This window comes from Janthinobacterium sp. (assembly GCF_009923995.1).
Taxonomy (GTDB): domain Bacteria; phylum Pseudomonadota; class Gammaproteobacteria; order Burkholderiales; family Burkholderiaceae_D; genus Janthinobacterium.
The window spans coordinates 22,041-44,350 of sequence record NZ_RFSK01000010.1; the positions used below are offsets into that span (position 1 = coordinate 22,041).

A 22,310-nucleotide genomic window follows, 5' to 3' on the forward strand; every position below is an offset into this window, starting at 1 on the left:
TCATCATCCCAGGATAGGCGAGTCGCCGACGGGCGCGGGCGCGTGCTGCAATTGCGCGCTGGCCTGTTCGTCGCTCAGGTTGTCAAGTTGTTTCAAGAGTTCGTCGAGTGCGTCCGCATGCTGGCTGGCCAGCTGCAGGGCGATGGCGTCGGCCATCTGCGCCAGCCGCGGCGCGTCGAACACGGCGCGCAGCGGGAAATCGATGGCGTAGTGCTGGCCGATGCGCGCCACCAGCCGCGTCGCCAGCAGCGAGTTGCCGCCGACGTCGAAAAAGCTGTCGCCGGGCCCCACGCCGGCCAGGCGCAGCAGGGGGCGCCACAGCTGCGCCAGGGTTTCCTGCTCGGCCGACAGGGGCGCCGCCGGCGTGTCCACGGCCACGTCGGCCGGGTCGGGCAAGGCATGGCGGTCCACCTTGCCGTTGGCGTTCAGCGGCCAGCGCGGCAGCACGACGAAGGCCGCTGGCAGCATGTAGGCGGGCAGCTGGGCGCGCAGCGCTTCGCGCGCGGCGGCCACGTCGAAGCCGTCGGCGGCCGTCAGGTAGGCCACCAGGCGCTTGTCGCCGGGGCTGTCCTCGCGCGCCAGCACCAGCGCCTCGCGCACGCCGGCGCAGGCGGCCAGGCGCGCCTCGATCTCGCCCGGCTCGATGCGGTAGCCGCGGATCTTCACCTGGAAGTCGTTGCGGCCGGCAAACTCGATGCTGCCGTCGGCGCGCCACTTGCCCAGGTCGCCGCTGCGGTACAGGCGCGCGCCCGGCTGCGCCGAGAACGGGTCGGCGATGAAGCGCTCGGCGCTGTGCTGCGGCAGGTTCAGGTAGCCGCGCGCCACGCCGTCGCCGCCGATATGGATCTCGCCGGGCACGCCCACGGGCACGGGCTGGCCCAGGGGGTCGAGCAGGTAGACCTGCGTGTTGCCGATGGGCCGGCCGATGGGAATGGCCCGCGCCTCGTGCGGCGCGCCCGTCACGGCATGGGTGGTGGCGAACGTCGTCGTCTCGGTGGGGCCGTAGCCATTGAGCAGATGGCGCGGCGGGCGCTCTTCAGGAAAAGGTCGGTGCCTTCACGGCGGGAAAGTTTGGCCTTGGGGCCGAGGCCGCCGAACGCCTCTTCCAGCGCATCCGCGTATTCATGGAACAGGCCCGCCGTCAGCCACAGGGCCGTCACGCCGCCGTCGGCCAGCGCGCGGTTGAAGCGCGCCGGGTCGAGCAGCGTGTCCTGGTCGAACACCAGCACCGAGGCGCCGTTCAGCAGCGGCGCCCACAGCTCCCACGTGGCCGCGTCGAAGGCGGGGTTGGCGCAGTGGGCCACGCGGTCGCCGTGCTCCAGCGGGGCAAAGCCGCTGTCGACGGCCAGGCGCACGATGTTGCGGTGCTCGACCATCACGCCTTTCGGCATGCCCGTCGAGCCCGAGGTGTACATCACGTAGGCCAGCGACCGCGCGTCGATGCCGGCGACGGCGGGATCGGTATCGGGCAGGCCGTCGGAGGGCGCCGCGCCCGGCTCGGCCAGCAGCAGCGGCGGGCCGCCGGCGGGCAGGCGCGCGGCCAGGGCGGCGCTGCTGAGCACCAGCGCGGGCGCGGCGTCGGCGAGGATGTGCGCCAGGCGCTGCGGCGGGCAATTCGCTTCCACCGGCACGTAGGCGGCGCCCGCCTTGAGGATGGCCAGCAAGGCGATCACCAGCGCATCGCTGCGCTCGAGCAGCACCAGCACGCGCTGGCCCGGCTGCACGCCGGCGGCCAGCAGCGCGTGCGCCTGGCGGTTGGCCTGCGCATCGAGGGCGGCATACGTCAGGCTGCGCGCGCCGTGGCGCAGGGCCAGCGCCTGCGGCGTGCGCGCCGCCTGTTGCGCGAACAGCGCAGGCACGCTGTCCTGGCGGGTCGGCGCGACGGTGGCGCGGTTGAAGTCCAGCAGCACCTGCCGGCGCGCCGCCGCATCCATCAGCGGCAAGCGGCCCAGCGCCAGGCTGTCGTCGGCCGCCATGGCCGCCAGCACGGCTTGCAGGCTGGCGGCCAGCCGCGCCATGCCGTCGGAGTCGAACAGCTCGCTCGCATATTCCAGGTGGCCGCTTACCTGTTCGCCGTCGTCGTCGAGCAGCAGGGACAGGTCGAAATGCGTGCTGGCCTGCGGCAGCGGCAATGGACGCGGATCGAACAGGGCGCCTTCGCCGTCCGGCGCCGGCGTGTTGTTGAGCGCCATGACGCTCTGGAACAGGGGGCTGTAGGCCAGGCTGCGCACGGGCTTGACGGCATCGACCACCTGGTCCAGCGGCAGGTCCTGGTGTTCGTAGGCCGCCAGCGCCGTGGCGCGGACGCGCGCCAGCAGTTCGGCCACCGTGGGATCGCCATGCAGGCGCACGCGCAGGGCCACCGTGTTGACGAAGAAGCCAGGCAGCGCTTCCAGCTCGGGCAGCGGGCGGTTGGCGACGGGCGTGCCGATGACGATGTCGTCCTGGCCGCCCAGGCGCGACAGCAGCGCGCTCCAGCCCGCGAGCAGGGTCATGAACAGGGTGGCGCCGTGGCGGGCGCTGAGCCGGCGCAGCGCTATTGCCAGGGGCGCCTCCAGGGCGAACGCCAGGCGCGCGCCGCGGTAGCTCTGGCGCGCGGGACGGGGATGGTCGAGCGGCAGTTCCAGCAGGGGCGGCGCGCCGTCCAGCTGGGCGCGCCAGTAGGCCTGCTGCGCCTGCAGCGGCGCCGCATGCGCGGCATGGCGCTGCCAGCGCGCGTAGTCCGCATATTGCAGCGCGGGCGGCGGCAGCGGGTCGGGCAGGCCGGCGGCGAAGGCGGCGTACAGGGCCGCCAGTTCCCCGCACAGCACGCCCAGCGACCAGCCATCGCTGATGATGTGGTGCTGCACCAGCAGCAGCTCATGCTCGTCGTCCGCGCGGCGCAGCAGCAGGGCGCGCAGCAGCGGCCCGCGCGCCAGGTCGAAGGGGCGGGCGATTTCTTCCCCGTGCAGGGCTGCCGCCGCGGCATCGCGCTGCGGCGCCGGCAGGCGGGAAAGGTCTTCCTGGCGCAGGGGGAAGGCGAACGGCGCGCCCGCCACCTGGTGCGGCACGCCGTCGCTGGCGCCGAAGTGCGTGCGCAGGATGGCGTGGCGCCGCAGCAGGGCGTCGAGCGCCTGGCGCAGGGCATCGGCTTGCAGCGGCCCGCGCAGGCGCCATGCCACGGGCATGTGGTAGGCGGCGCCGGCGGCGGCGTCGAGCTGGTTCAGGAACCACAGGCGCTGCTGCGTGTACGACAGCGCCACCTTGTCGCCATCCGGTGTCGCCTGCGCCGACAGCGGGGGCAGGGCGGCGCCGGCCGGGGCGCCGTCGAGGAGGGCTGCCAGGCCGGCCACCGTGGGCGCGCCGAACAGCTGGCCCAGGGTCAGGGCCGTGCCGCTGGCCTGGCGCAGGCGCGACACGAGCTGGCCGGCCAGCAGCGAGTGGCCGCCCAGCTCGAAGAAGTCGTCGTGCCGGCCCACCTGCTCCAGTCCCAGCAGCTCGCGCCACAGGCGCGCCACGAGCATTTCCTGCAAGCCGACGGGCGCCTCCACCAGCCGTCCGGACAGGGCGGCGCGACCGGGCACGGGCAGGGCGCGGCGGTCCACCTTGCCGTTCGGCGTCATGGGGAACTGGTCCAGCAGCACGAAGGCAGGCGGCACCATGTAGGCCGGCAAGGCCTGCGCCAGCAGCGCGCGCAGGCTGGCGATGAGGGGCGCGCCGTCCGCCTGCGCCAGGTCCGCCGCGTCGGCGCGCACGTAGGCGGCCAGGCGCTTGTCGCCGGGACGGTCTTCGCGGCACACCACGACGGCCTGGCGGCAGGCCGGATGGCTGGCCAGCACGGCTTCGATTTCTCCCAGCTCGATGCGGAAGCCCCGCAGTTTCACCTGGTTGTCGATGCGGCCCAGCATGTCCAGGCGGCCGTCGCGGGTCCAGCGCACCAGGTCGCCCGTGCGGTACAGGCGGCTGCCGGGCGCGCCGGAAAACGGGTCGGCGATGAATTTTTCCGCCGTCAGTTCGGGCCGCGCATGGTAGCCGCTGGCCACGCCCAGGCCGCCGATCAGCAGCTCGCCGGGCACGCCCACGGGCACGGGCTGCAGATGGCGGTCGACCAGGTAGACCTGGGTATTGCTGACGGGCTTGCCGATGGTGATCAGGCCATCGCCGGGCAGCACCCGTTCGCCCGTGGAGTAGATGGTGGTCTCCGTGGGGCCGTACAGGTTCCACAGCTGCGCCACCCTGGCCAGCAGGCCGTCGGCCAGCTCGCGCGTCATCGGCTCGCCGCCGCTGATGATGCGCAGGCCGCCGCGGCCCTGCCAGCCCGCATCGAGCAGCATGCGCCAGGTGGCGGGCGTGGCTTGCACGAGGGTGGCGCCGCAGGCGTCGATCAGCGCGGCCAGGGCCAGGCCATCGGCCGCCGTGGCCGTGTCGGCGATGGCCACCCTGGCGCCCACGGTGAAGGGCAGCAGCAGTTCCAGCACGGCGATGTCGAAGGACAGGGTGGTCACGGCGCAGATGGTGTCGGCAGCCGTCATGCCCGGCTGGTGCAGCATGGCGGCGAAAAAGTTCACCAGCGCGCGGTGCGGCAGGAGCACGCCCTTGGGGCGGCCCGTGGAGCCGGAGGTGTAGATCACGTAGGCGGGCGAGGCGGGATCGACGGTCACGCTGACGGCCGGCGCGTCCGCCGCGCGTTCGGCGATGTCGTCGATGGCGACGAATTCGCGGGCGCCGGCGGGCAGCTGCGCCTGCAGCGCGCGCTCGCCGAGCACCAGGCGCGCGCCCGAATCGTCGAGCATGAAGGCCAGCCGTTCGGCCGGATAGGCGGGATCGAGGGGCACGTAGGCGGCGCCCGCCTTGAGGATGCCCATCAGGCCCGCCACCAGCTGGGGGCCGCGCCGCAGATGCAGTCCCACCAGGTCGCCCGGCTGCACGCCCCGCTCCAGCAGGCGCGCGGCGATGGCGTCGGCGCGGCGCGCCAGCTGGCCGTAGCTCACCTTCTGGCCGCCGTGCTCGATGGCCGTGCGCTGCGGTGTGCGGGCCGCCTGCGCATCGACGAAGTCGTGCGCATTGCGCAGCGCACCGAGGGGCAGGGCGCTGGCGTTCCAGTCGTGCAGCAGCAGTTGCCGCTGCGCGGGCGGCAGCAGGGGCAGGAGCACGAGCGGCCTGGCGGGATCGGCCAGCAGCGAATGCAGCAGCTGCTGCAGGTTGTCCGCCCAGGCGGCGATGCCTTCCCCGTTGAACAGGTCCAGCGCGAAGTCGAGCCGGCCCGCATAGCCGCCGTCGGCGCCATCCTCGAGCACCAGCGCCAGGTCGAAGGGCGTGTCCTGCGCAGGGTGGGCGCCGAAGGCCAGCACGGCCTGGAACAGGGGATGAAAGCTGTCGCTGCGCGGCGGCTGCAGCGTCTCGACCAGCTGCGCCAGGCTGCCGGCGCGGTGGCGCGCCGCTGCCGCCAGGACGGCACCGGCCTGCGCCAGCAGGCTGTGGCCCGTGCTGGCGTCATCGAGGCGCAGGCGCAGCGGGGCGACGGCATCGGGCTGCGCCGTGCCGATGACGAGGTCCTGCTGTCCGCTGAGGCGGGCCAGGAAAGCGGACCACGCCGTCAACAGCACGGCCAGCGGCGCCGCGCCGCAATGCCGGGCCAGCTGGCGCACTTGCATGGCCGTACCAGGGGCGATGGCGAAGGGCACGCTGCCCGTGCGCCAGCTTTGGCGGGCCGGCCGGGATCGTTCGCCGGGCAATTCCAGCAGGGCGGGGGCGCCGTACAGCTGCTGGCGCCAGAAATCGGCCTGCTCCTGTGCCAGCGGGGCGCCTGGGGCAGGACTGGCCGTGGCGTTTGCCAGGCGGCCATGCCGGAGAGTGTGGAAATAGTCTGTCAGAGCCATGGTGTACACCGAAAAGTGAGGCAGTGAGTCAGTCCGGTCCGTGCCAGGCGGGCTGGAACGGGATCGGGGCGGGAAATCAGCGTTGCGAATATAGCATCGTGTTTTTCATTTCCAGGGCATCTTGGTGTTTTCAACTTAATAACAACACTTGGTTTGAATAATGATTTTTTAGCCAATTTTTCGATTATTCGTGCGCACGGGCGGGCGCCATGATCCGCGCTGTCGCGCTAATTGCGGCGCTGCAGAAAAAAGGGGCTTATATCGGAAGATGGATATCGGAAGGGCGGCCTGGATGCACTCTCCTGGTGCAAATGGAGCGCCAGGGAGGGGGTATAAACTGGCCGGCATAGCCGCTGCGGTGCGGGTTTTTGCCAGGGCGGCGGCCGGAAATGAATTGGCCGGCAAGGCATGGATGGGAGAGGAAAGAGGAATGGCGCCGGATACGCCAGCAATACGCCGAAAGGCACCCTGGGCGCAGCTTCGATATTGTTAACTGTTTGTAATTTTTAGTAAATTATAAAAACATGGAAAATATTGATTTGATTCAATAACGCAGGAGAAAAATCAGGAAAACACGTCATATTCATTGATTATTTTGTAATATTAAAAATATGGCATATATGCTACGGCTTCAAGGGCAAAAGCATTATCCGCGCGGATGCGCGGCGGGCCGCTGTCCTGCCTTCGGCCCTGGGACGCCCATAAATGGGGGGATTTCCAGTCGCTGCACGAGTAGAGGGCATACTGATAGTCACAAATTTAATAATTGCTTAAGTATTAAATATCATTTCCATATTTTCACAGAAATTATCATCTTTATCATTGATTTTCGATATAAGGAATTTCCTATATGAGCTTGGCTAAATACGTCCAACATATATAAAAATAAGATAATTTAATGCGTTTCGGTAGAGGCTGGCTATCAAAAGTATGGTATGGCGGCGGCGTGCATATTTATATTGGAAAAGATGGATCGCCTAAATGTCGTGAATTGATGCTTATCTGCCGATAAAAATGCTTTAGGCTTAAATGAAATGGTATGCCTGTGTATATGTGTGAGTTTCTTGCTGTAATGGCGATAATACGCTTCTGACGCGATAAGCTGGCCTGGACGGGGATTATGCACGGGGTGGTGGCCGGTATTATCTGGCGTAGGGGAAAGGGTGGTGACTATCAATAAGAAAGTTACTTGGAGAAAACCTCGATAGCTGCAAAGAACGCTGTTGTGGGAAAAAAACGGGTAGAGTAGCGTCGCTTCCAGGGTGGCGCATTGTGGCCTGCTGGGGTATTCTTGCGTACAAAGATGATAATAAATGTATTTTTGCGGAAACAATCGAACGAGGTAGGCATGCATATTCACCGTCGCAACAACGTCCGTGTCGCTGGAGAGGGGCCGGCAACCCTCGTATTTGCCCACGGTTTCGGTTGCGACCAGACGATGTGGCGCTATCTGGAACCGCAGTTCCGCCAGCATTACCGGACCGTGCTGTTCGACCTGGTGGGCAGCGGCCGCTCGGATCTGGACGCCTACGATATGCGCCGCTACGCGACGCTCGACGGCTATGCCGACGACCTGCGGGAAGTGGTCGATTCCGTGCCGGGCGCCGGCGACGGCCCCGTGATCTGCATCAGCCATTCCGTCAGCGCCATGAGCACCTTGCTGGCCACCATCGCCGCACCGGGCCTGTTCGCCGCGCAGGTCATGCTGGCGCCATCGCCCTGTTATATAGACGAGCCGGCCACCGGCTACCGGGGCGGCTTTACGCGCGCGGACATCGACGATCTGCTGCGCGCCATGGACAGCAATTACCTGGGCTGGTCCGGCACCATGGCGCCGGCCATCATGGGTGCGCCCGGGCAGCCGGCGCTGGGCGAGGACCTGGCGCGCAGCTTTTGCCGCACCGACCCGGCCATCGCCCGGCACTTCGCGCAAGCCACCTTCTTGTCCGATCACCGCGCCATCCTGCCGCGCAACACGACGCCGGCGCTGATCGTGCAATGCAGCGACGACTTCATCGCGCCCGTCCCGGTGGGCGCCTACCTGCGCGAGATGCTGCCGCGCAGCAGCCTGCAAGTGGTGGAAAACCTCGGCCATTGCCCGCACATGAGCGCGCCCGACGCCAGCTACCGCGCCATCCGCGGCTTTCTCGACGGCCTGCGCCTGTGATGCGCGACGCCATGGCTTCCCTGCCTGACGCCAATACCCTGTTCCAGCACGCGGCGTGCGGGCTGCTGCTGTGCGCCAGCGACGGCACCATTCTCCAGGCGAATGCCACGTTTTGCGGCTGGCTGGGCTATGGCGCGGGCGAATTGATCGGGCACAAGAAGCTGCAGGATTTGCTGACCATCGGCGGGCGCGTGTTCCACCAGACCCATTGGCTGCCGCTGATGCAGGTGCAGGGCAGCGTGTCGGAAGTGCTGCTCGACATGCGCCAGCGCCAGGGACAGTCCGTGCCCATGCTGTTCAACGCCGTGCGGCGCGTGCACGACGGCGTGCGCTATGACGAGATCGCCGTCTTTGTCGCCAGCGACCGGCGCAAGTACGAACAGCAGCTGCAGCTGGCGCGCCGGGAAGCTGGCGTGCTCAACGACCAGCTGGCGGCGGCCGACCGGCGCAAGGACGAGTTCCTCGCCACCCTGGCGCACGAACTGCGCAACCCGCTGGCGCCCATGCGCAACGTGCTGGAAGTGCTGCGCCTGGCGCAGCTGGAGGACCCGCAGCTGTGCTGGGCCCGCGACGTGCTGGGGCGGCAGGTGGGCCACATGACGCACCTCGTCGACGACCTGATGGAAGTGTCGCGCATCACGCGGGGCCGCCTGGAATTGCGCCGCGCCAGCGTGGAACTGGCGCCCGTCGTGGAGGCGGCGCTGCACAGCGTGGCCAGCCTGGCGGCCCAGTGCGGCCACCAGGTGCACGTGGAGCAGTGGCCGCAAGCCATCTGGCTCGATGCGGATGCCACGCGCCTGGGACAGATGATCGCCAACCTGCTGACGAACGCCGTCAAGTACACGCCCGCCAACGGCAGCATCTGGCTGGCCGTGGCATGCGCGCCCGGCGAGGTGCGGCTCACCGTGCGCGACTCGGGCATCGGCATCGCGCCGGAACACCTCGACACCGTCTTCGACCTGTTTTCCCAGCTGGAACCGGCCCTGTCGCGCGCCCAGGGCGGCCTGGGCATCGGCCTGTCCCTCGTGCGGGGGCTGGCCGAATTGCATGGCGGAACCGTCAGCGCCCACAGCGGCGGCGTGGGGCAGGGCAGCACCTTCGAGCTGCGTTTGCCGCTGCCCGCCGTGCCGCTGGAGCCTGCCGTGGCCCCGGACCGCCGTCTGCTGGCCGGCACGCGCGAAGGCAAGGTACTCGTCATCGACGACAGCGCCGACGCGGCCGAAAGCCTGGCGCTGGCGCTCGACATCCTCGGCTACGAGGTGCGCACGGCCTACGACGGCGCGGCCGGCGTGGCGGCAGCGCAAACCTTCCTGCCGCAAGTCATCCTGCTCGACATCGGCTTGCCGCACATGAATGGCTACGACGTGGCGCGCCAGCTGCGCCGCGAACCGTGCGGCAAGGATGCCATCCTCGTGGCCGTCACGGGCTGGGGCCAGGACAAGGACCGCAAGATGGCGTCCGATGCAGGCTTTGATCTGCATTTGACCAAGCCCGTGGATTTTTATGAGCTCGATGCAGTGCTGCAAAAGATGCTGCAGGCGCAGTGAGCAGGAACCGATGATGGATAAAGGAAAAAACATGACGGAATTGAATGCCGCGCCAGCCGATGCCCGGCGGCCTGTCTGGATCGCCGTGATGGCGGGCTGGCTGCTCCAGCTTGTGCTCAAGGCGCTGCTCCCCTTGGTCCTCCAGGCCGCCAGCGCCCCGCACTGGTATGCCGCCCAGGCCGCTATTTTCATAGGCTCTGCCATTGCGGGTGCCCTGGCCGCCAGGCTGGCGCCGGGCAGGCCGCTGGCGGTGGCCGCCGCGCTCGTCATCCTGAGCCTGTTATCGGCCGGCTTCGAGCAATTTCCCCCGTCCATGTCTGCCATGGTGGCGCTCGTCTGGCTGGGCGGGCCATGCCTGGGGCTGATCGCAGGCGTGCTGCTGGCGCGACCATTGGCCCGGAACGCGAACTGAAACAAGGCCGAGGGCGGCAGGGCCGTTCCGCCCTGCATGATGGCAGGCATGGCACAACTGAAGGAACTTGATGTGGACGTGCCGCTCTTTGATACGACGGCCATCCATTGCGCGGCGGCGGTGGCGTTCGCCGTCGAAGATTAAGCGCGGCACAGGAGCGGCCGCCTGAACAGGCTGCCGCTCGCCTGGAACATCAGGCGGGCTGCGCGCCGCCCAGGTTGCGGCTGCGGTTTTCCACCAGCACGGAAATGCCGAGCACGACGATGCCGCCGCAGGCCAGCATGGCGCCCACCCAGCCCGTCGAGCGCAAGCCCATGCCCATGGCGATGGCGATGCCGCCGGCCCAGGCACCCAGGGCGTTGGCGATGTTGAAGGCGGAGTGGTTGAGGGCAGCGGCCACGGTTTGCGCGTCGCCGGCCACGTCCATCAGGCGCGTCTGCACGGCGGGAGCGACGGCGATGCCGGCGCCGATGGCGAACAGGTTGATGGCCGTCAGCCAGACATTGCTGCTCGTGTAAGTAAATGCAGCCAGGGCGGCCACGTTCCACAGCAGCACGCCGAAGATGGTCCACAGGCGCGAACGGTCGGCCAGCCAGCCGCCGATCAAGTTACCTACCGTCATGCCGATGCCGATGATGGCCAGCAGGATGGAAATGACGAGGGGCGACACTTTCGTGATTTCCAGCAAGGTTGGCGTAATGAAGGTGTAGACGGCGAACATGCCGCCGAAGCCGATGGCCACCATCAGCAGGGTCAGCCACACTTGCAGGCGGCGGAACACGCCCAGTTCGCGGCGCGGGCTGGAATCGCCGGCGGCCACCATGGGCACGAAGATGCGCACCATCAGCATGGTCAGCAAGCCCAGCGCGGCGACGAGCAGGAAGGCCGAGCGCCAGCCCAGGGTCTGGCCGATGTAGGTGGCCAGCGGCACGCCGAAGATATTCGCCACCGTCAAGCCCATCAGGACGCGGGCCACGGCCTGGCCGCGCCGGTCCGGCTCGGCCAGGGCGGCCGCCACCAGGGCCGCCACGCCGAAGTAGGCGCCGTGCGGGATGCCGGCCACGAAGCGGGCCACCACCAGCAAGCCATAGTTGGGGGCGATGGCGCTGAGCAAGTTGCCGCCCGCGAACATCAGCATCAGGCAGATCAGCATCAGGCGGCGCGGCATGCGCGCCAGGAAGATGGTGATCAGGGGCGCGCCGATGACCACGCCCAGCGCGTAGGCGCTGATCATGTGGCTCATCTGCGGCAAGGTCGTGCCCAGGTCGTCGGCGACGACGGGCAGGATGCTCATGGAGGCGAATTCGCCCGTGCCGATGGCGAGGCCGCCGATGGCCAGGGCCAGGTCGGCGTATCCAGCGCCAAAAGGCGCGGTGACGCGCGGAATCAGGGGTTCTACGGATGATGCGTGCATGTTCTTATTGGCTGGGTAAGGGTGAAACCGGGTGAAGTTGCGTGCTGTGGCTCAGCCGCAGGGGTGGCAAAGCGCCACCGGATGCGAAGTGAAGAAAGGCAAGGAGGTGACAGCCGCCCGGCATTTCGGGCTGGAAAAGCTGCCCACAGACAATATTGTAAAAGATTCGGGCAAGCTCTGCCGGGCGGCGGGCAAAATATGCTGCACTGCACACGACAGCGTCTGCTCTTGTTGTTAACGATAACACGGAATGTGCCGATTTCCGCCACAGGGCAAGCGAAGAAAACGCGGCTGTGGCGGAAATGGTCTTGCCGCTGTCTTAAGGGGCCAGGGTTTGCTGCAGCGCTTCCAGTCCCGCCACGTAAATGCCGTGGAACAGTTCGGTGACTTCCTGCTCGCTCACGCCCACGGGCGTGAAGCGGCCCGACCACGTGACCCGGGCGCCGTCGCTGCCGGCGATCGCACTGACTTGCAAGGTCGACAAGTAATCGGTGGCGGGAAACGGCGCCTGCAGGATGGAATAGCTGTAGCTGCGGGCCGCGTTGTCGTACGCTTCCAGCTGCTCGACGATGACCTCGCCGGCCGGGTTGGCCAGGTGGCGGATGCGGCCCCCTGCGCTCAAGGTGCTGCTGGGAATATAGGGCAGCCAGTCGGGCAGGGCATTGAAGCCGCCGATCAGTTGCCACACTTGCGCCGGCGTGGCGGCGATGTCGATGGAGGTGGTGGTGTGTGCCATGTGCATTCCTTGTCTGGTAGTCTATTAATCAGTTGCTGCCGGCTGGCAGCGGGGCGGACGGCGAAACCAGCTGTTCGGCGCGCATCTCTTGCCAGAAGGCGGCTGGGATGACGGCGTGCAATGCCTGCTGGTCTTCGGCCAGGCGTTCCGGACGGCTGGCGCCAGGGATCACGGCGGCGACAGCGGGATTGGCCAGCGAGAATTGCAGGGCGGCCGCCTTGACGCTGACGCCGTGGCGCGCGGCGATGGCCTTGATGCGTTCCACTTTGGCAATAATCTCGGGCGAAGCTTTCTGGTACTCGAAATGCGTGCCGCCGGCCAGGATGCCCGAGCTGTAGGGACCGCCGACGACGATGTCGACATCTTGTGCCGCGGCGGCCGGCATCAGGCGCTGCAGGGCCCGTTCGTGGTCGAGCAGGGTGTAGCGGCCGGCCAGCAAAAAGGCGTCCGGCTGCGCTTCGGCCAGGTCCAGGGTCAGTTCCAGCGGTTCCACCTTGTTTACGCCCACGCCCCAGGCCTTGATGACGCCTTCTTCGCGCAAGCGGGTCAGCACGCGGAAGGCGCCCGTGCGGGCAATCTCGAATTGCGCCAGCCAGTTGTCGCCATGAAAATCCTGGGCGATGTCGTGGACCCAGACGATGTCGAGGCGGTCCGTGTCGAGGCGCTTCAGGCTGTTGTCGATCGAGCGCAGGGTGGCGTCGGCCGAGTAATCATCGACGATCCTGTTCTTGCGGCCGAATTCGAACAAGCCCCCTTTTTCGCCTAGTGCGCGGGCGGCGGGGTCTTCCAGTTCGTCGAGGATGAGGCGCCCCACCTTGGTGCTGAGCACGTAATCGTCGCGGCGACGCTGTTTCAGGGCGGCGCCCAGACGCAGTTCGGCCAGGCCGGCGCCGTAGAACGGGGCCGTATCGAAATAGCGGATCCCCGAGTCCCACGCCGCGTCGACGGTGGCCAGCGCTTCTTCTTCGGGAATGTTGCGGAACATATTGCCCAGCGGCGCCGTGCCGAAACCCAGTTTGCCTGTCAGTAAGTGTTTGATCGTCATGGTGTTTTCCTTCAATGAGTGAGTCAGTGGAGACAGAATAGCTGGACAAGTTAAGCCTGTCCAAGACATAATTGGCGCAACTTGAGTCCTGAAAGGTCTGACATGCTGGACATGCGCCAATTGCAATACTTCATCGCCGTCGCCGAAGAAGAACACGTGGGACGGGCCGCCGAGCGCCTGCATATTTCCCAGTCGCCGCTGAGCCGGCAGATCGCCCAGCTCGAAGACAAGCTGGGCCTGACCCTGTTCGAACGCAGCGCCCAGCGCATCCGCCTCACGCGCGACGGCCATACCTTCCTGGCCGAAGCGCGCGCCTTCATGACCCACGGCAACCGCCTGGAAGCGCTGGCCAGGCGCCTGGGGCGGGGCGACGAAGGGGGGCTGTGCATCGGTTACATCGAAAACGCCATGCATGCGGGCGTGCTGCCCGATGGCTTGCGCACCTTGCGCGCCACGCGGCCGCAGGTGCACGTGGCCCTGTACAACCTGCATTCGGCGGAACAGATCGAAGGCTTGCGCCAGCGCAGCCTCGACATTGCCCTGCTGTGCGAACCGCCGCTGCCGAACGACCCCGACCTCGACAGTGCGCAGGTGCTGAGCGACCCCATGCTGCTGGCCTTGCCGGAGACCCACCCGCTGGCGGCCAAGGCGGAACTGACGCCGGAGGACCTGGCGGGCCAGGAATGGATCGCCGTGCTGCACAAGGAAAGCGTGCTGAAGCACGATAACTTTATCGCCGCCTGCGCGCGCGCCGGTTTTACGCCCGATATCCGCCTGGAAGCGACGGAGCCGCTGACGGCGCTGGGCCTCGTGGCGGCCGGTCTCGGCATGGCCATGATCCAGCACAGCCTGCGCCAGCACGCACCGGCGGGCGTCGTCGTGCGCGCATTGCCGTGGTTCAGCTACCGTACGCCCCTGTGGCTGGCCTGGCACAAGGTGAATTTGCGCCCGCTGGTGGGAATTTTCCGCGCCACCCTGCTGGAGCAGGCGGGCGTGGCCCCTTAAATCCGCTTGCCGTGTTTCAGGTGCAGGGGCAGCCACCACCACATGCAGGCGATGAGCACGCCCATCAGCGTGCAGGCGGCGATGCCGGCGACGTGGCCGAAGACTTCCGACATCACCAGGTTGGTGCCGAGGATGAAGGCCAGCGCCAGCGACAGGGCGCCCGCCATCATGATGCGGTCCGCCACGCGCTTGAAACGTTCGCGGTCTTGCAGGGGGCGCATCACGCGGTGCTGGATGGCAGGCGCGCTGAGCAGCACCAGGCTGGTCATGGACAGGAAGAACGTGGCGAGGAAGACGATCTTTTCCGCCTGCACGATCTTCGCGAAGCCGCCGTTGAAGGGCAGGATGATGAGGAAGGCCGTCAGCATCTGCGCGCCGGGCAGCAGGATGCGCAGTTCGCTGAGCAGGTCGGACAGGTCGCCTTCGTCGCCGGACTGGTCATCGTCTTCCCGTGGTTGAGCGTGCGGCATGGCGGCGGTCCTTTTCGTGGTCAAGGTGTCCAGTCTACGCGGGGGCGCGGTGCCTGACTGTGGGCGGGCGCACCCTCAGAAGCATTGCGCGAAGCGGCGCGGCTGGCGCCGGGCGAAGTCGCGCAGGCGCCACAGCGGCGTCGAGACGATGGCGGTGGCGCTGTAGCTGGCGTCGTGGCCGCACTGGCCGCAGGTGTGGCGGCGGTGCGGCGCCAGCGCGAAGTCGCCCAGGTCCAGGTGCGGATGGCCGCAGCGGGCGCAGTCGCTGCAGCCCAGCGGCACGCCGGCCCGCAGGGCGGCCAGCCACGCCTGCGCGGCCGGCGGCGTGATATTCAGTTGCACGACGTCGGGGGCAAACAGGCCGGGCAGGGCGCGGCAGTCGATGGCCAGCACCGGCACGTCGCGGGCCAGCAGGGCGCCGCCGTCATCGGCCCTGGCGCGCAGCTGCAGCAAGCCATCCGCGCCCGCGCGCAGGCAGATGTCGTGATGGCGCGCGGGATCGAACCGTTCCGGGTACAGCACATAGCCCATGGGGCTGGCGTGCAGGCGGCAGCGCAGCTGGCCGGACGCCTGCCGGGCGGCCACGTCGGCCTGCGTGCCCCAGTAGCACTGGTGCGTGCGGCACCAGTGGCGGGCCGCGCCGTTGCGGAACTTGCCGGCGGGATGCACATCGCACGCGACGATGGCGTCCATGCCCGCGCCCGCGCGAAAGTGGCCCGTGATGTGCTCCGTGGTCGCGGCAAGGTGGCCCGTGCTTGCCTGCAGGGGCCAGCACATGCCGGGCAGGGTCAGCGGCGCGGCCAGGCCAGCCTCCGCGCGGCTACCGCCTTGCCAGCCGTCATCGGCCCAAAGCACTTGGCGCAAAGAACAAGCCCGCCGTCACGGGCGGGCCTGGCAGTGTCCTGCATGCGGGGCATGGCAGCGACTTATTCTTCCGTATCGGCCAGGGTGACGATGGCGCGCGCCCATTTCGCGTACTTCAGGTTGGCCAGGTCACGCACGGTCTTGACGTTGAATGCCTGCTTGAGCAGCTCGGCGTCCTTCTCGCTCACGCCTTGCAGCGCATCGACGGGGGCATCGGCGATTTCCTTGAACGTCTTTTTTTCGTAGGCCTTGTCTACCGCTTTATTGATGTTCATATCTTGATACTCCTCAGTAAGTGGGAAAATTTATTCTACACGGTTTTGTTTTTGCTCAATTTACGCTTGCATGTTGTGCCGAAGTAAATATGATGGAGGTGGGCGCAGCTGCAGCCGAGCCCGTATTTCCATGGCCTGTTAAATTGCAATCATGGCATTTTTATTATTCATAGTATAATTGTTGCGCATGTCGGAGATGACACTCCGACCTTACCGGACGCCGCAGTGACGCGGCCCTAATCGATAGCGTTCAGGAGATTACGATGAGTTTGCTAGACCAACTTGCAGGACAGGCGATGAGCGCTTTGGGCAACAAGGGTGCCGATGGGGAAGCCCAGTCGGGGCTGATGGCCAGCGTGATGGAGCTGGTCAACCAGCATGGCGGCTTGCCCGGCCTGCTGCAAAAATTCCAGGAAAGCGGCCTGGGCGACCAGGTGGCCAGCTGGATCGGCACCGGCGCCAATGCGCCCGTGTCCGGCGAACAGATCAAGGATGCCCTGGGCACCGACACCATCACCCAGATCGCCGAAAAGGCGGGCGTCGCGCCGGACGCCGCATCGGGCGGCCTGGCGGCCCTGTTGCCGCAGCTGATCGACAAGCTGACGCCGAACGGTCAGGTGCCGGAAGGCAATGACCTCGTCAGCCAGGGCTTGAATATGCTCAAGGGTAAGTTTTTCGGTTGATACAAGCGATGCCCTGACAAAAAACCTCGCAGCGATGCGAGGTTTTTTTATGTGCAAGGTTTCCGGGTGCTCAGTGTGGACGTCTGAACAACGCCTGTGGCCAGGCGCCGCCCCGACGACAGTACGCGAGCATGGCGAAGGACAAGAGTGCTCCCGGCAACAACGCCACGGGCGTTTTCAGGCGGCGGCCATCATGCCGAAACGTTGTGGCTCGGCAGTCAGCCGCGCCGTGCTGCCCTCGACCAGATACGAGCAATACCGTCTCCGCTCGGCGCTGCCGCCGCGCCGGTCCATCAATTCTCCCAGCATGGCGACGGCATCGGCGGCCATTTTTTGCACGGGCTGGCGCAGGGTGGTGATGTCGTAGCTGAGCCAGCCGGACGCTTCCAGCGCGTCGAAGCCGGCCACGGACATCTGCAGCGGCACCTGGATGCCCATCTGGTGGCGCGCCGTGTCCAGGCAGCCGATGGCCATGATGTCGTTGCCGCAGATGACGGCGTCGGGCACGCGGCCCAGGCGGTCGATGACCTTGCGCAAGCCCAGTCCGCCGCTGGCGTAATCATAGTTGCCGCTGACGACGATGGGCGCGGGCAAGCCCAGGACCAGCAGGCGGTCCAGCACGCCAGCCTTGCGTTCCTGCGCCACGGCCGAATCGCCGGGGCCGTCGATGATGGCGAACTGGCGGTGGCCCGCCTCGGCCAGGCGCGACACGAGCAGGCGCGCCGCTTCCGCCTGGTCGCACAGCACGGCGTGCACGGCGTGCTCGCGGGGGCTGCGGTTGAACAGCACCAGCGGTACCGCGCGCTTGCCGAACTCGGCCATCTGCTCGTCGGACAGGGCGGCGGCGACGATGGCGCCATCGACCTGGTATTGCCACACATCGCTGAGCACCCTGCCGATATCGGCTTCGCGCTCCAGGGTGAACAGCAGCAAACGCTTGCCCAGGCGGGCGATTTGCTGGCTCAGGTCGGACAGCACTTGCGGGTAGTACAGATTGGCCAGATTGGAAATGATGACGGCCACCAGGTTCGAGCGGCGCGTGATGAGGCTGCGCGCGGCCGCGTTGGGGATGTAATCGAGGGTGATGGCCGCCTGCATGACCTTGGCGTGCGTCGCTTGCGAGATGCTGGCGCCCGGCTTGAAGCAGCGCGACACGGCCGATTGCGAGACGCCGGCCAGCAGGGCCACGTCATACGAGGTGACGCGGCGGGCGGCGCCGGGCAGGATGCAGGGGGTGGTGCTGGAGTTCCGGACGGCAGTATTCTTTTTTCGCATATTGGTCTGGCAAGCAACCTGTCTCAAAGTATTCCTGCAGGCCCGGCCGCTTGTGGCGGCCCGGGCGGGAAGAATGAGCATAGCGAAAATATTTCTACGTGGCAAGAGTGCATGCTTGTTCACGTTTATTATTTTTGTTGCAAAAGAATAGGATGCGCTGGCAGGCGGCGTGCGGGTCCGTCGCGGCGGGCCGCGCGCGCCTCAGTCGGGGCTGTCGCAGGGGCCGCTGCCATAGGGGCTGATGCGTCCCGGCGGCGGCACGCGGCGCGCGCTGAAGTCGCTGGCCAGGGTGGCCAGCGGCAGCTCGGCCGTGGTGCTCGCTTCCGTGCCGCTCACCGTGCCCCGCACGGTCAGCGCCAGTTGCACCCAGGAACCGTAGTTGCGGGGATAGCTGACGGTGACGGTGGCCATGCCCAGCGCATCGCTGGGGCCGCTGGCGCTGACGGTGAGGGGGATGCCCGGGTCCAGCACGCCATTGCCGTTGCGGTCATATGCGGCGTCGTAGATGCCGTTGCGCAGCACGTCCTCGTTGGGACAGCTGTAGTGGGGCAGGGCCAGGCGCCACACGCCCGTGTCGGGAAATTCCGGCTTGTCCGCCTCCCACACATAATAGCCCTTGGCATACCGGCTGGGCCAGGCGGCGGCCGTGATGGCGACGCCGGGCACGGCGTTGCCGGCGCTGTCGGAAACGAAGACGGCAAACTCCTTCTGCAGCACGCTGGCCGAATACTCGCGCACCTGGTTGCCCGTGCCCAGCTTGATCGACAGGGCCTGGCGCGCCACCGTCAGGCTGACCTGTCCGCTTGCCGCCGCCTGCGCGGCACCGTCGATGCGGGCCTGGATCAGCACGCCGTCGCGGCCGCTGTCGGCCGGTCCCGCCACGTAGATGGCCCGCGCCAGCCCGTCGCTGCCCGTGTAGACGCGGCCCGCCTGCCGCAGGAAACCGCCGCTGGGGTCGCTCACGATGGTAAACACGACGGGAGCATTCTTGACGAGGTTGTTCGCCGCGCCATCGCGCACGACGGCGCTGATGACGCTGGCCTGCTCGCCCGACGCGGCCGTGCTGGCGCGCAGGACGGCCGGTTCGGCCTGCACGGCCAGCGTGCTGGCGCCGCTCAGGGGCGCGACGAATTCCAGCCGCGTCTGCGCCGTGGGGCCGCCCGCTACGGCGGCCGTGACGGTGGCCACGCCCGCATGCGCCGACTGGAGATAGCTGCGCGGCAAATTGCCATTGTTAAAGGTCAAGCTGGGCGGCAGCGCCTGGCTGCAGCCGCTGTCGCCGAACAGGCTGCCGCGCGAAGTGGCCAGGCTGGCGCTGCCGGACTGCGTCACGCCCGCTTTGTCGTAGCGCACGTCGATGGCCTGGCAGGCGAAGGTGGGAATTTCCGGCAGCACGTCCGCGCCGCTGGCGTCCTGGCTGATGGCCGGACTCAGGCGCAGGTCGCTGCCGGCCACGGCATAGGCTTGCGCGGCGCTGGCGCCCAGCGCGCCGGCGGACACGGCATCCTTGCCCAGGCTGCCCGCCGTGAGGCGCAGCAGCAGCTGGCCTTGCGCATTGCTGACGGCCGCGCCGCCATCCTTCACGCGCAGGCTGTTGCCGGCGCCCGTGCCGTAGCTGACGGCGGCGCCAGCCACGGGCCGGCGCGCCGAGTCGCGCACGGTGACGGTGAAGTCCGCGCCCTGGCCCAGCAGCAAGGCCGATGGCCCCAGCAGTTCCACCGTGCTGCCCGTCACGGCCACCGTGCCGCTGCCGCTGCGCGCACCCACCGTGGCCGTCACCGTGATGGAGCGGTTGCCGTTGGCCCCGCCCGTGCCCAGCAGGGCGCGTGCCTGGCCATTCTTGTCCGTCACGCTGTCGACGCTGCCGAGGATGCCCGAATCGGCGGCAAAGGAAATCTTTGCGTTCGGCAAGGCCAGGTTGGCGCCATCCTTGACCAGGGCCGTGACGGCCACCTCGCCGCCGGGCAGGCCCGCCGAGGCCAGTTCCGTGCTGGAAAACACCAGCTTGACGTCGGCGGCCAGGCTGGCCGGCTCGGGCGGCGTGACGGGGGGAATCACGGGCGGCGTCACGGGCGGCGTCACGGGCGGCACGACGGGATCGGGCAGGGTGCCGCCGCAGTCGGCCGTCCCATGCAGGGTGCAGCCGCCGGACGCCTGCGTCCCGGCGCTGCCTGCGCCGCCGCAGCCGGCCAGGCAGGCGAAGAGGGCGGCGCACAGCGATGCCGGCAGGTGGTGCAGGGGGCGGGCGTGGCGCAGGCGGACGAAGGGCACGATGGGTCTCCGGGAGCTTGCCGAATTGCTCGGCGTCAATTTCTAAAGAGTAGCTTTTGCACGCGGCAGCTACTTGATGCAAAGCAAGCTTGTTGTCCGGGCCGTGCCGGAAGTATTTTTCTGGTGCAATGACGCCCGTTCTGATAAGATAACGCCCCTTTATTCAGGGAAGGGTCGACATGGCCAATGCTTGCGGCGTCGATTTCGGCACGTCAAATTCCACGGTAGGCTGGGCGCGTCCCGGGCAGAGCACCATGCTCGGCCTGGAAGATGGCAAGACCACCTTGCCATCCGTCGTCTTCTTCAATGCGGAAGACGAGGAAGTCAGTTTTGGCCGCGCGGCGCTGGCCGGCTATCTGGCCGGCTACGAGGGGCGCCTCATGCGCTCGCTCAAGAGCTTGCTGGGCACCAGTCTCATCGATGGCCAGACGGAAGTGGGCGGCCGCGCGCTGCCGTTCCGCCTGCTGCTGTCGCAGTTCATCGGCGAAGTGAAACGCCGCGCCGAGCAGTCCGCCGGGCGCGAGTTCACGTCGGCCGTGTTCGGCCGTCCCGTCTTCTTTATCGACGACAATGCGCAGGCCGACCAGCTGGCGCAGGATACCCTGGCCGAAGTGGCCCGCTCCGTCGGCTTCAAGGACGTGGCCTTCCAGTTCGAACCCATCGCCGCCGCATTCGACTACGAGTCGCAGATCGACAAGGAAGAACTGGTGCTGATCGCCGACATCGGCGGCGGCACGTCCGACTTTTCGCTGGTGCGCCTGTCGCCCGAACGGGCGAAGAAGACCGAGCGGCGCGACGACATCCTCGCCACCGGCGGCGTGCACATCGGCGGCACGGACTTCGATAAATACCTGAGCCTGTCTTCCGTCATGCCCTTGCTCGGCTATGGCAGCCGCCTGCACAACAATAGCGAAGTGCCCTCCAGCTATTATTTCAACCTGGCTACGTGGCACACCATCAACCTGGCGTACACGAAGAAGATCTGGGTGCAGCTGGCCGACGTGTGCCGCGATGCGCGCGAGCAAGACAAGATGGGGCGCCTGCAAAAGCTCATCGACGAGCGCGCCGGACACTGGCTGGCCATGAAGGTGGAAGAGGGCAAGATCGCCCTGTCCGATGCGGCCGAAGTGCAGCTGGAGCTGGACCGCTTGTCGCCTGCGCAAAGCCTGCTGCTGAAACGCGGGCAATTCGACGAGGCCATCGGCCACCTGTGCGGTTCCGTGGAAGAGACCGTGCTGCGCCTGCTGCGCGACGCGGGCGTGACGCCGGAAGCCGTCGATACCGTCTTCTTCACGGGCGGTTCCAGCGGCGTGCGCCTGCTGCGCGAAAAGATCGCGGCCCTGGTGCCGGCGGCGCGCAAGGTCGAAGGCGATTTGTTCGGCAGCATCGGCGCGGGACTGGCGCTCGATGCCGTGCGCAAGTTCGGCTGATAAAATGTGCATGGCGGCGTTGCCGCGCCTTGCCGTACTAGTGTACTGTCTTCGACGCGGCGCCTTGCCCTGCGCATTTTATCGATACACCCACTGTTGCACCCACGAAAGAACGCCCCATGCATGTGTTTGACAAACCGATCGTCATGATCGACTTCGAGACGACCGGCCTGTCACCCGACATGGGCGACCGCATCACGGAAGTGGCCGCCCTGCGCATCGAGGGCGGGCAGATCACGGACCGTTACGTGACCCTGATCAACTGCAATGCGCGCATTCCCTCCTTCATCACGGGCTTGACGGGCATCACGCAGGCCATGGTGGACCATGCCCCGCCCGTGGCGGAAGTGGTGCCGCAGCTGCTGGATTTTATTGGCAGCGATGCCCTGTCGGCGCACAACGCCAGCTTCGATGAAAAATTCCTGCGCGCGGAAAGCGCCCGCCTGAACCTGGCGCCCGCGCACGAGGCGCTCGTGTGTTCATTGAAACTGTCGCGCCGCGTGTTTCCCGGCCTGTCCAGCTACAAGCTGGGCCTGCTGTCGAGCCAGCTGGGCATCGCCTTCAAGAGCGCCGCCCACAGGGCCGAGTCCGATGCGGAGGTGGCGGCGCAGGTGCTGATCCATATCGGCCGCCATTTGCGCAGCAACTACGGCATCGCCGACGTCGATGCGGGGCTGCTCGTGGCCCTGAACAAGCTGGCGGCAGCGAAGGTGCCGCAATTCCTGCACAAGCACCCGTCGCGCCGCTAGCCGCCGCTCTCTCTTGCCGCGCGCCAATTCTGGCGCGCACGCTCCCGTTTCCCCTTGAAGCGAACTCATCAAAGCGATGTAATTTTGTTATTTCCTTTGAGTTCGCTCA

Annotated in this window: 17 protein-coding genes; 7 read left to right on the forward strand and 10 right to left on the reverse strand. The window is 67.2% G+C overall.

Annotated elements, in window-relative coordinates; translation table 11 throughout:
• Positions 1 to 3: 3 nt before the first annotated feature.
• Together EBS11_RS07405 and EBS11_RS07410 are read right to left on the reverse strand one after the other, a co-directional pair.
• Positions 4 to 1,017: a non-ribosomal peptide synthetase gene (locus EBS11_RS07405; RefSeq protein WP_290601831.1), complete on the reverse strand. Its 1,014-nt coding sequence runs from the start codon at positions 1,015 to 1,017 to the stop codon at positions 4 to 6.
• Positions 960 to 5,858, reverse strand: coding sequence for a non-ribosomal peptide synthetase (locus tag EBS11_RS07410; RefSeq protein ID WP_290601709.1), 4,899 nt, complete (start codon positions 5,856 to 5,858; stop codon positions 960 to 962). The genes EBS11_RS07405 and EBS11_RS07410 overlap by 58 nt, the downstream gene beginning before the upstream one ends.
• 1,348 nt (positions 5,859 to 7,206) lie before the next feature.
• On the opposite strand from EBS11_RS07410, the gene EBS11_RS07415 reads away from it, so the two are divergent.
• The 3 genes from EBS11_RS07415 to EBS11_RS07425 are packed head-to-tail and all read left to right on the forward strand — an operon-like array spanning position 7,207 to position 9,984.
• Entirely contained in the window at positions 7,207 to 8,025 is an 819-nt protein-coding gene (locus EBS11_RS07415; RefSeq protein ID WP_290601711.1) for an alpha/beta hydrolase, read from the forward strand.
• A gap of 11 nt (positions 8,026 to 8,036) precedes the next feature.
• Entirely contained in the window at positions 8,037 to 9,572 is a 1,536-nt protein-coding gene (locus EBS11_RS07420; protein ID WP_290601713.1) for an ATP-binding protein, read from the forward strand.
• Between the two features lie 31 nt (positions 9,573 to 9,603).
• Positions 9,604 to 9,984, forward strand: coding sequence for a hypothetical protein (locus tag EBS11_RS07425; RefSeq protein WP_290601715.1), 381 nt, complete (start codon positions 9,604 to 9,606; stop codon positions 9,982 to 9,984).
• 193 nt (positions 9,985 to 10,177) lie between these two features.
• On the opposite strand, the gene EBS11_RS07430 is transcribed toward EBS11_RS07425, so the two are convergent.
• The 3 genes from EBS11_RS07430 to EBS11_RS07440 form a co-directional block, all read right to left on the reverse strand.
• The gene (locus tag EBS11_RS07430) at positions 10,178 to 11,398 is read right to left on the reverse strand and encodes an MFS transporter (RefSeq protein WP_290601716.1); all 1,221 of its coding nucleotides are present in this window, start codon (positions 11,396 to 11,398) and stop codon (positions 10,178 to 10,180) included.
• 319 nt (positions 11,399 to 11,717) lie between these two features.
• Entirely contained in the window at positions 11,718 to 12,134 is a 417-nt protein-coding gene (locus tag EBS11_RS07435) for an SRPBCC family protein (RefSeq protein WP_290601717.1), read from the reverse strand.
• Between the two features lie 28 nt (positions 12,135 to 12,162).
• Positions 12,163 to 13,179 carry an aldo/keto reductase gene (locus EBS11_RS07440; RefSeq protein WP_290601718.1) on the reverse strand — a complete coding sequence of 339 codons (1,017 nt, stop codon included), beginning with the start codon at positions 13,177 to 13,179 and terminating at the stop codon, positions 12,163 to 12,165.
• A gap of 102 nt (positions 13,180 to 13,281) precedes the next feature.
• Between EBS11_RS07440 and EBS11_RS07445 the strand changes: the two genes are divergently transcribed.
• Positions 13,282 to 14,184, forward strand: a complete 903-nt coding sequence (locus tag EBS11_RS07445; RefSeq protein ID WP_290601719.1) for a LysR family transcriptional regulator — start codon at positions 13,282 to 13,284, stop codon at positions 14,182 to 14,184.
• On the opposite strand, the gene EBS11_RS07450 is transcribed toward EBS11_RS07445, so the two are convergent.
• The 3 genes from EBS11_RS07450 to EBS11_RS07460 all read right to left on the reverse strand — a co-directional run bounded on the left by EBS11_RS07450 (position 14,181) and on the right by EBS11_RS07460 (position 15,793).
• Positions 14,181 to 14,654, reverse strand: coding sequence for a DUF6328 family protein (locus tag EBS11_RS07450; protein ID WP_290601720.1), 474 nt, complete (start codon positions 14,652 to 14,654; stop codon positions 14,181 to 14,183). The genes EBS11_RS07445 and EBS11_RS07450 overlap by 4 nt on opposite strands.
• A 75-nt stretch (positions 14,655 to 14,729) precedes the next feature.
• Positions 14,730 to 15,518: a hypothetical protein gene (locus EBS11_RS07455; RefSeq protein ID WP_290601722.1), complete on the reverse strand. Its 789-nt coding sequence runs from the start codon at positions 15,516 to 15,518 to the stop codon at positions 14,730 to 14,732.
• A 62-nt stretch (positions 15,519 to 15,580) separates the two neighbouring features.
• Positions 15,581 to 15,793, reverse strand: coding sequence for a hypothetical protein (locus EBS11_RS07460; protein WP_102299139.1), 213 nt, complete (start codon positions 15,791 to 15,793; stop codon positions 15,581 to 15,583).
• A gap of 263 nt (positions 15,794 to 16,056) precedes the next feature.
• Between EBS11_RS07460 and EBS11_RS07465 the strand changes: the two genes are divergently transcribed.
• The gene (locus EBS11_RS07465) at positions 16,057 to 16,476 is read left to right on the forward strand and encodes a YidB family protein (protein WP_290601724.1); all 420 of its coding nucleotides are present in this window, start codon (positions 16,057 to 16,059) and stop codon (positions 16,474 to 16,476) included.
• Between the two features lie 177 nt (positions 16,477 to 16,653).
• On the opposite strand, the gene EBS11_RS07470 is transcribed toward EBS11_RS07465, so the two are convergent.
• Positions 16,654 to 17,751, reverse strand: a complete 1,098-nt coding sequence (locus EBS11_RS07470) for a LacI family DNA-binding transcriptional regulator (RefSeq protein ID WP_290601726.1) — start codon at positions 17,749 to 17,751, stop codon at positions 16,654 to 16,656.
• A gap of 201 nt (positions 17,752 to 17,952) precedes the next feature.
• On the reverse strand, positions 17,953 to 20,022 hold the full coding sequence (locus EBS11_RS07475; protein ID WP_290601727.1) for an Ig-like domain-containing protein: 2,070 nt from the start codon (positions 20,020 to 20,022) through the stop codon (positions 17,953 to 17,955).
• A gap of 179 nt (positions 20,023 to 20,201) precedes the next feature.
• Between EBS11_RS07475 and EBS11_RS07480 the strand changes: the two genes are divergently transcribed.
• Positions 20,202 to 21,452, forward strand: coding sequence for an Hsp70 family protein (locus tag EBS11_RS07480; RefSeq protein WP_290601729.1), 1,251 nt, complete (start codon positions 20,202 to 20,204; stop codon positions 21,450 to 21,452).
• 119 nt (positions 21,453 to 21,571) lie between these two features.
• Positions 21,572 to 22,201, forward strand: a complete 630-nt coding sequence (locus EBS11_RS07485; RefSeq protein ID WP_290601731.1) for a 3'-5' exonuclease — start codon at positions 21,572 to 21,574, stop codon at positions 22,199 to 22,201.
• The last annotated feature ends 109 nt before the right edge of the window (positions 22,202 to 22,310 follow it).

Bases quoted from the DNA above. Each gene is read 5' to 3' on its own strand.
- EBS11_RS07410 (WP_290601709.1), bottom strand. From the start codon at position 5,858: ATGGCTCTGACAGACTATTTCCACACTCTCCGGCATGGCCGCCTGGCA.
- EBS11_RS07415 (WP_290601711.1), top strand. From the start codon at position 7,207: ATGCATATTCACCGTCGCAACAACGTCCGTGTCGCTGGAGAGGGGCCG.
- EBS11_RS07420 (WP_290601713.1), top strand. From the start codon at position 8,037: ATGGCTTCCCTGCCTGACGCCAATACCCTGTTCCAGCACGCGGCGTGC.
- EBS11_RS07425 (WP_290601715.1), top strand. From the start codon at position 9,604: ATGACGGAATTGAATGCCGCGCCAGCCGATGCCCGGCGGCCTGTCTGG.
- EBS11_RS07430 (WP_290601716.1), bottom strand. From the start codon at position 11,398: ATGCACGCATCATCCGTAGAACCCCTGATTCCGCGCGTCACCGCGCCT.
- EBS11_RS07435 (WP_290601717.1), bottom strand. From the start codon at position 12,134: ATGGCACACACCACCACCTCCATCGACATCGCCGCCACGCCGGCGCAA.
- EBS11_RS07440 (WP_290601718.1), bottom strand. From the start codon at position 13,179: ATGACGATCAAACACTTACTGACAGGCAAACTGGGTTTCGGCACGGCG.
- EBS11_RS07445 (WP_290601719.1), top strand. From the start codon at position 13,282: ATGCTGGACATGCGCCAATTGCAATACTTCATCGCCGTCGCCGAAGAA.
- EBS11_RS07450 (WP_290601720.1), bottom strand. From the start codon at position 14,654: ATGCCGCACGCTCAACCACGGGAAGACGATGACCAGTCCGGCGACGAA.
- EBS11_RS07460 (WP_102299139.1), bottom strand. From the start codon at position 15,793: ATGAACATCAATAAAGCGGTAGACAAGGCCTACGAAAAAAAGACGTTC.
- EBS11_RS07465 (WP_290601724.1), top strand. From the start codon at position 16,057: ATGAGTTTGCTAGACCAACTTGCAGGACAGGCGATGAGCGCTTTGGGC.
- EBS11_RS07470 (WP_290601726.1), bottom strand. From the start codon at position 17,751: ATGCGAAAAAAGAATACTGCCGTCCGGAACTCCAGCACCACCCCCTGC.
- EBS11_RS07480 (WP_290601729.1), top strand. From the start codon at position 20,202: ATGGCCAATGCTTGCGGCGTCGATTTCGGCACGTCAAATTCCACGGTA.
- EBS11_RS07485 (WP_290601731.1), top strand. From the start codon at position 21,572: ATGCATGTGTTTGACAAACCGATCGTCATGATCGACTTCGAGACGACC.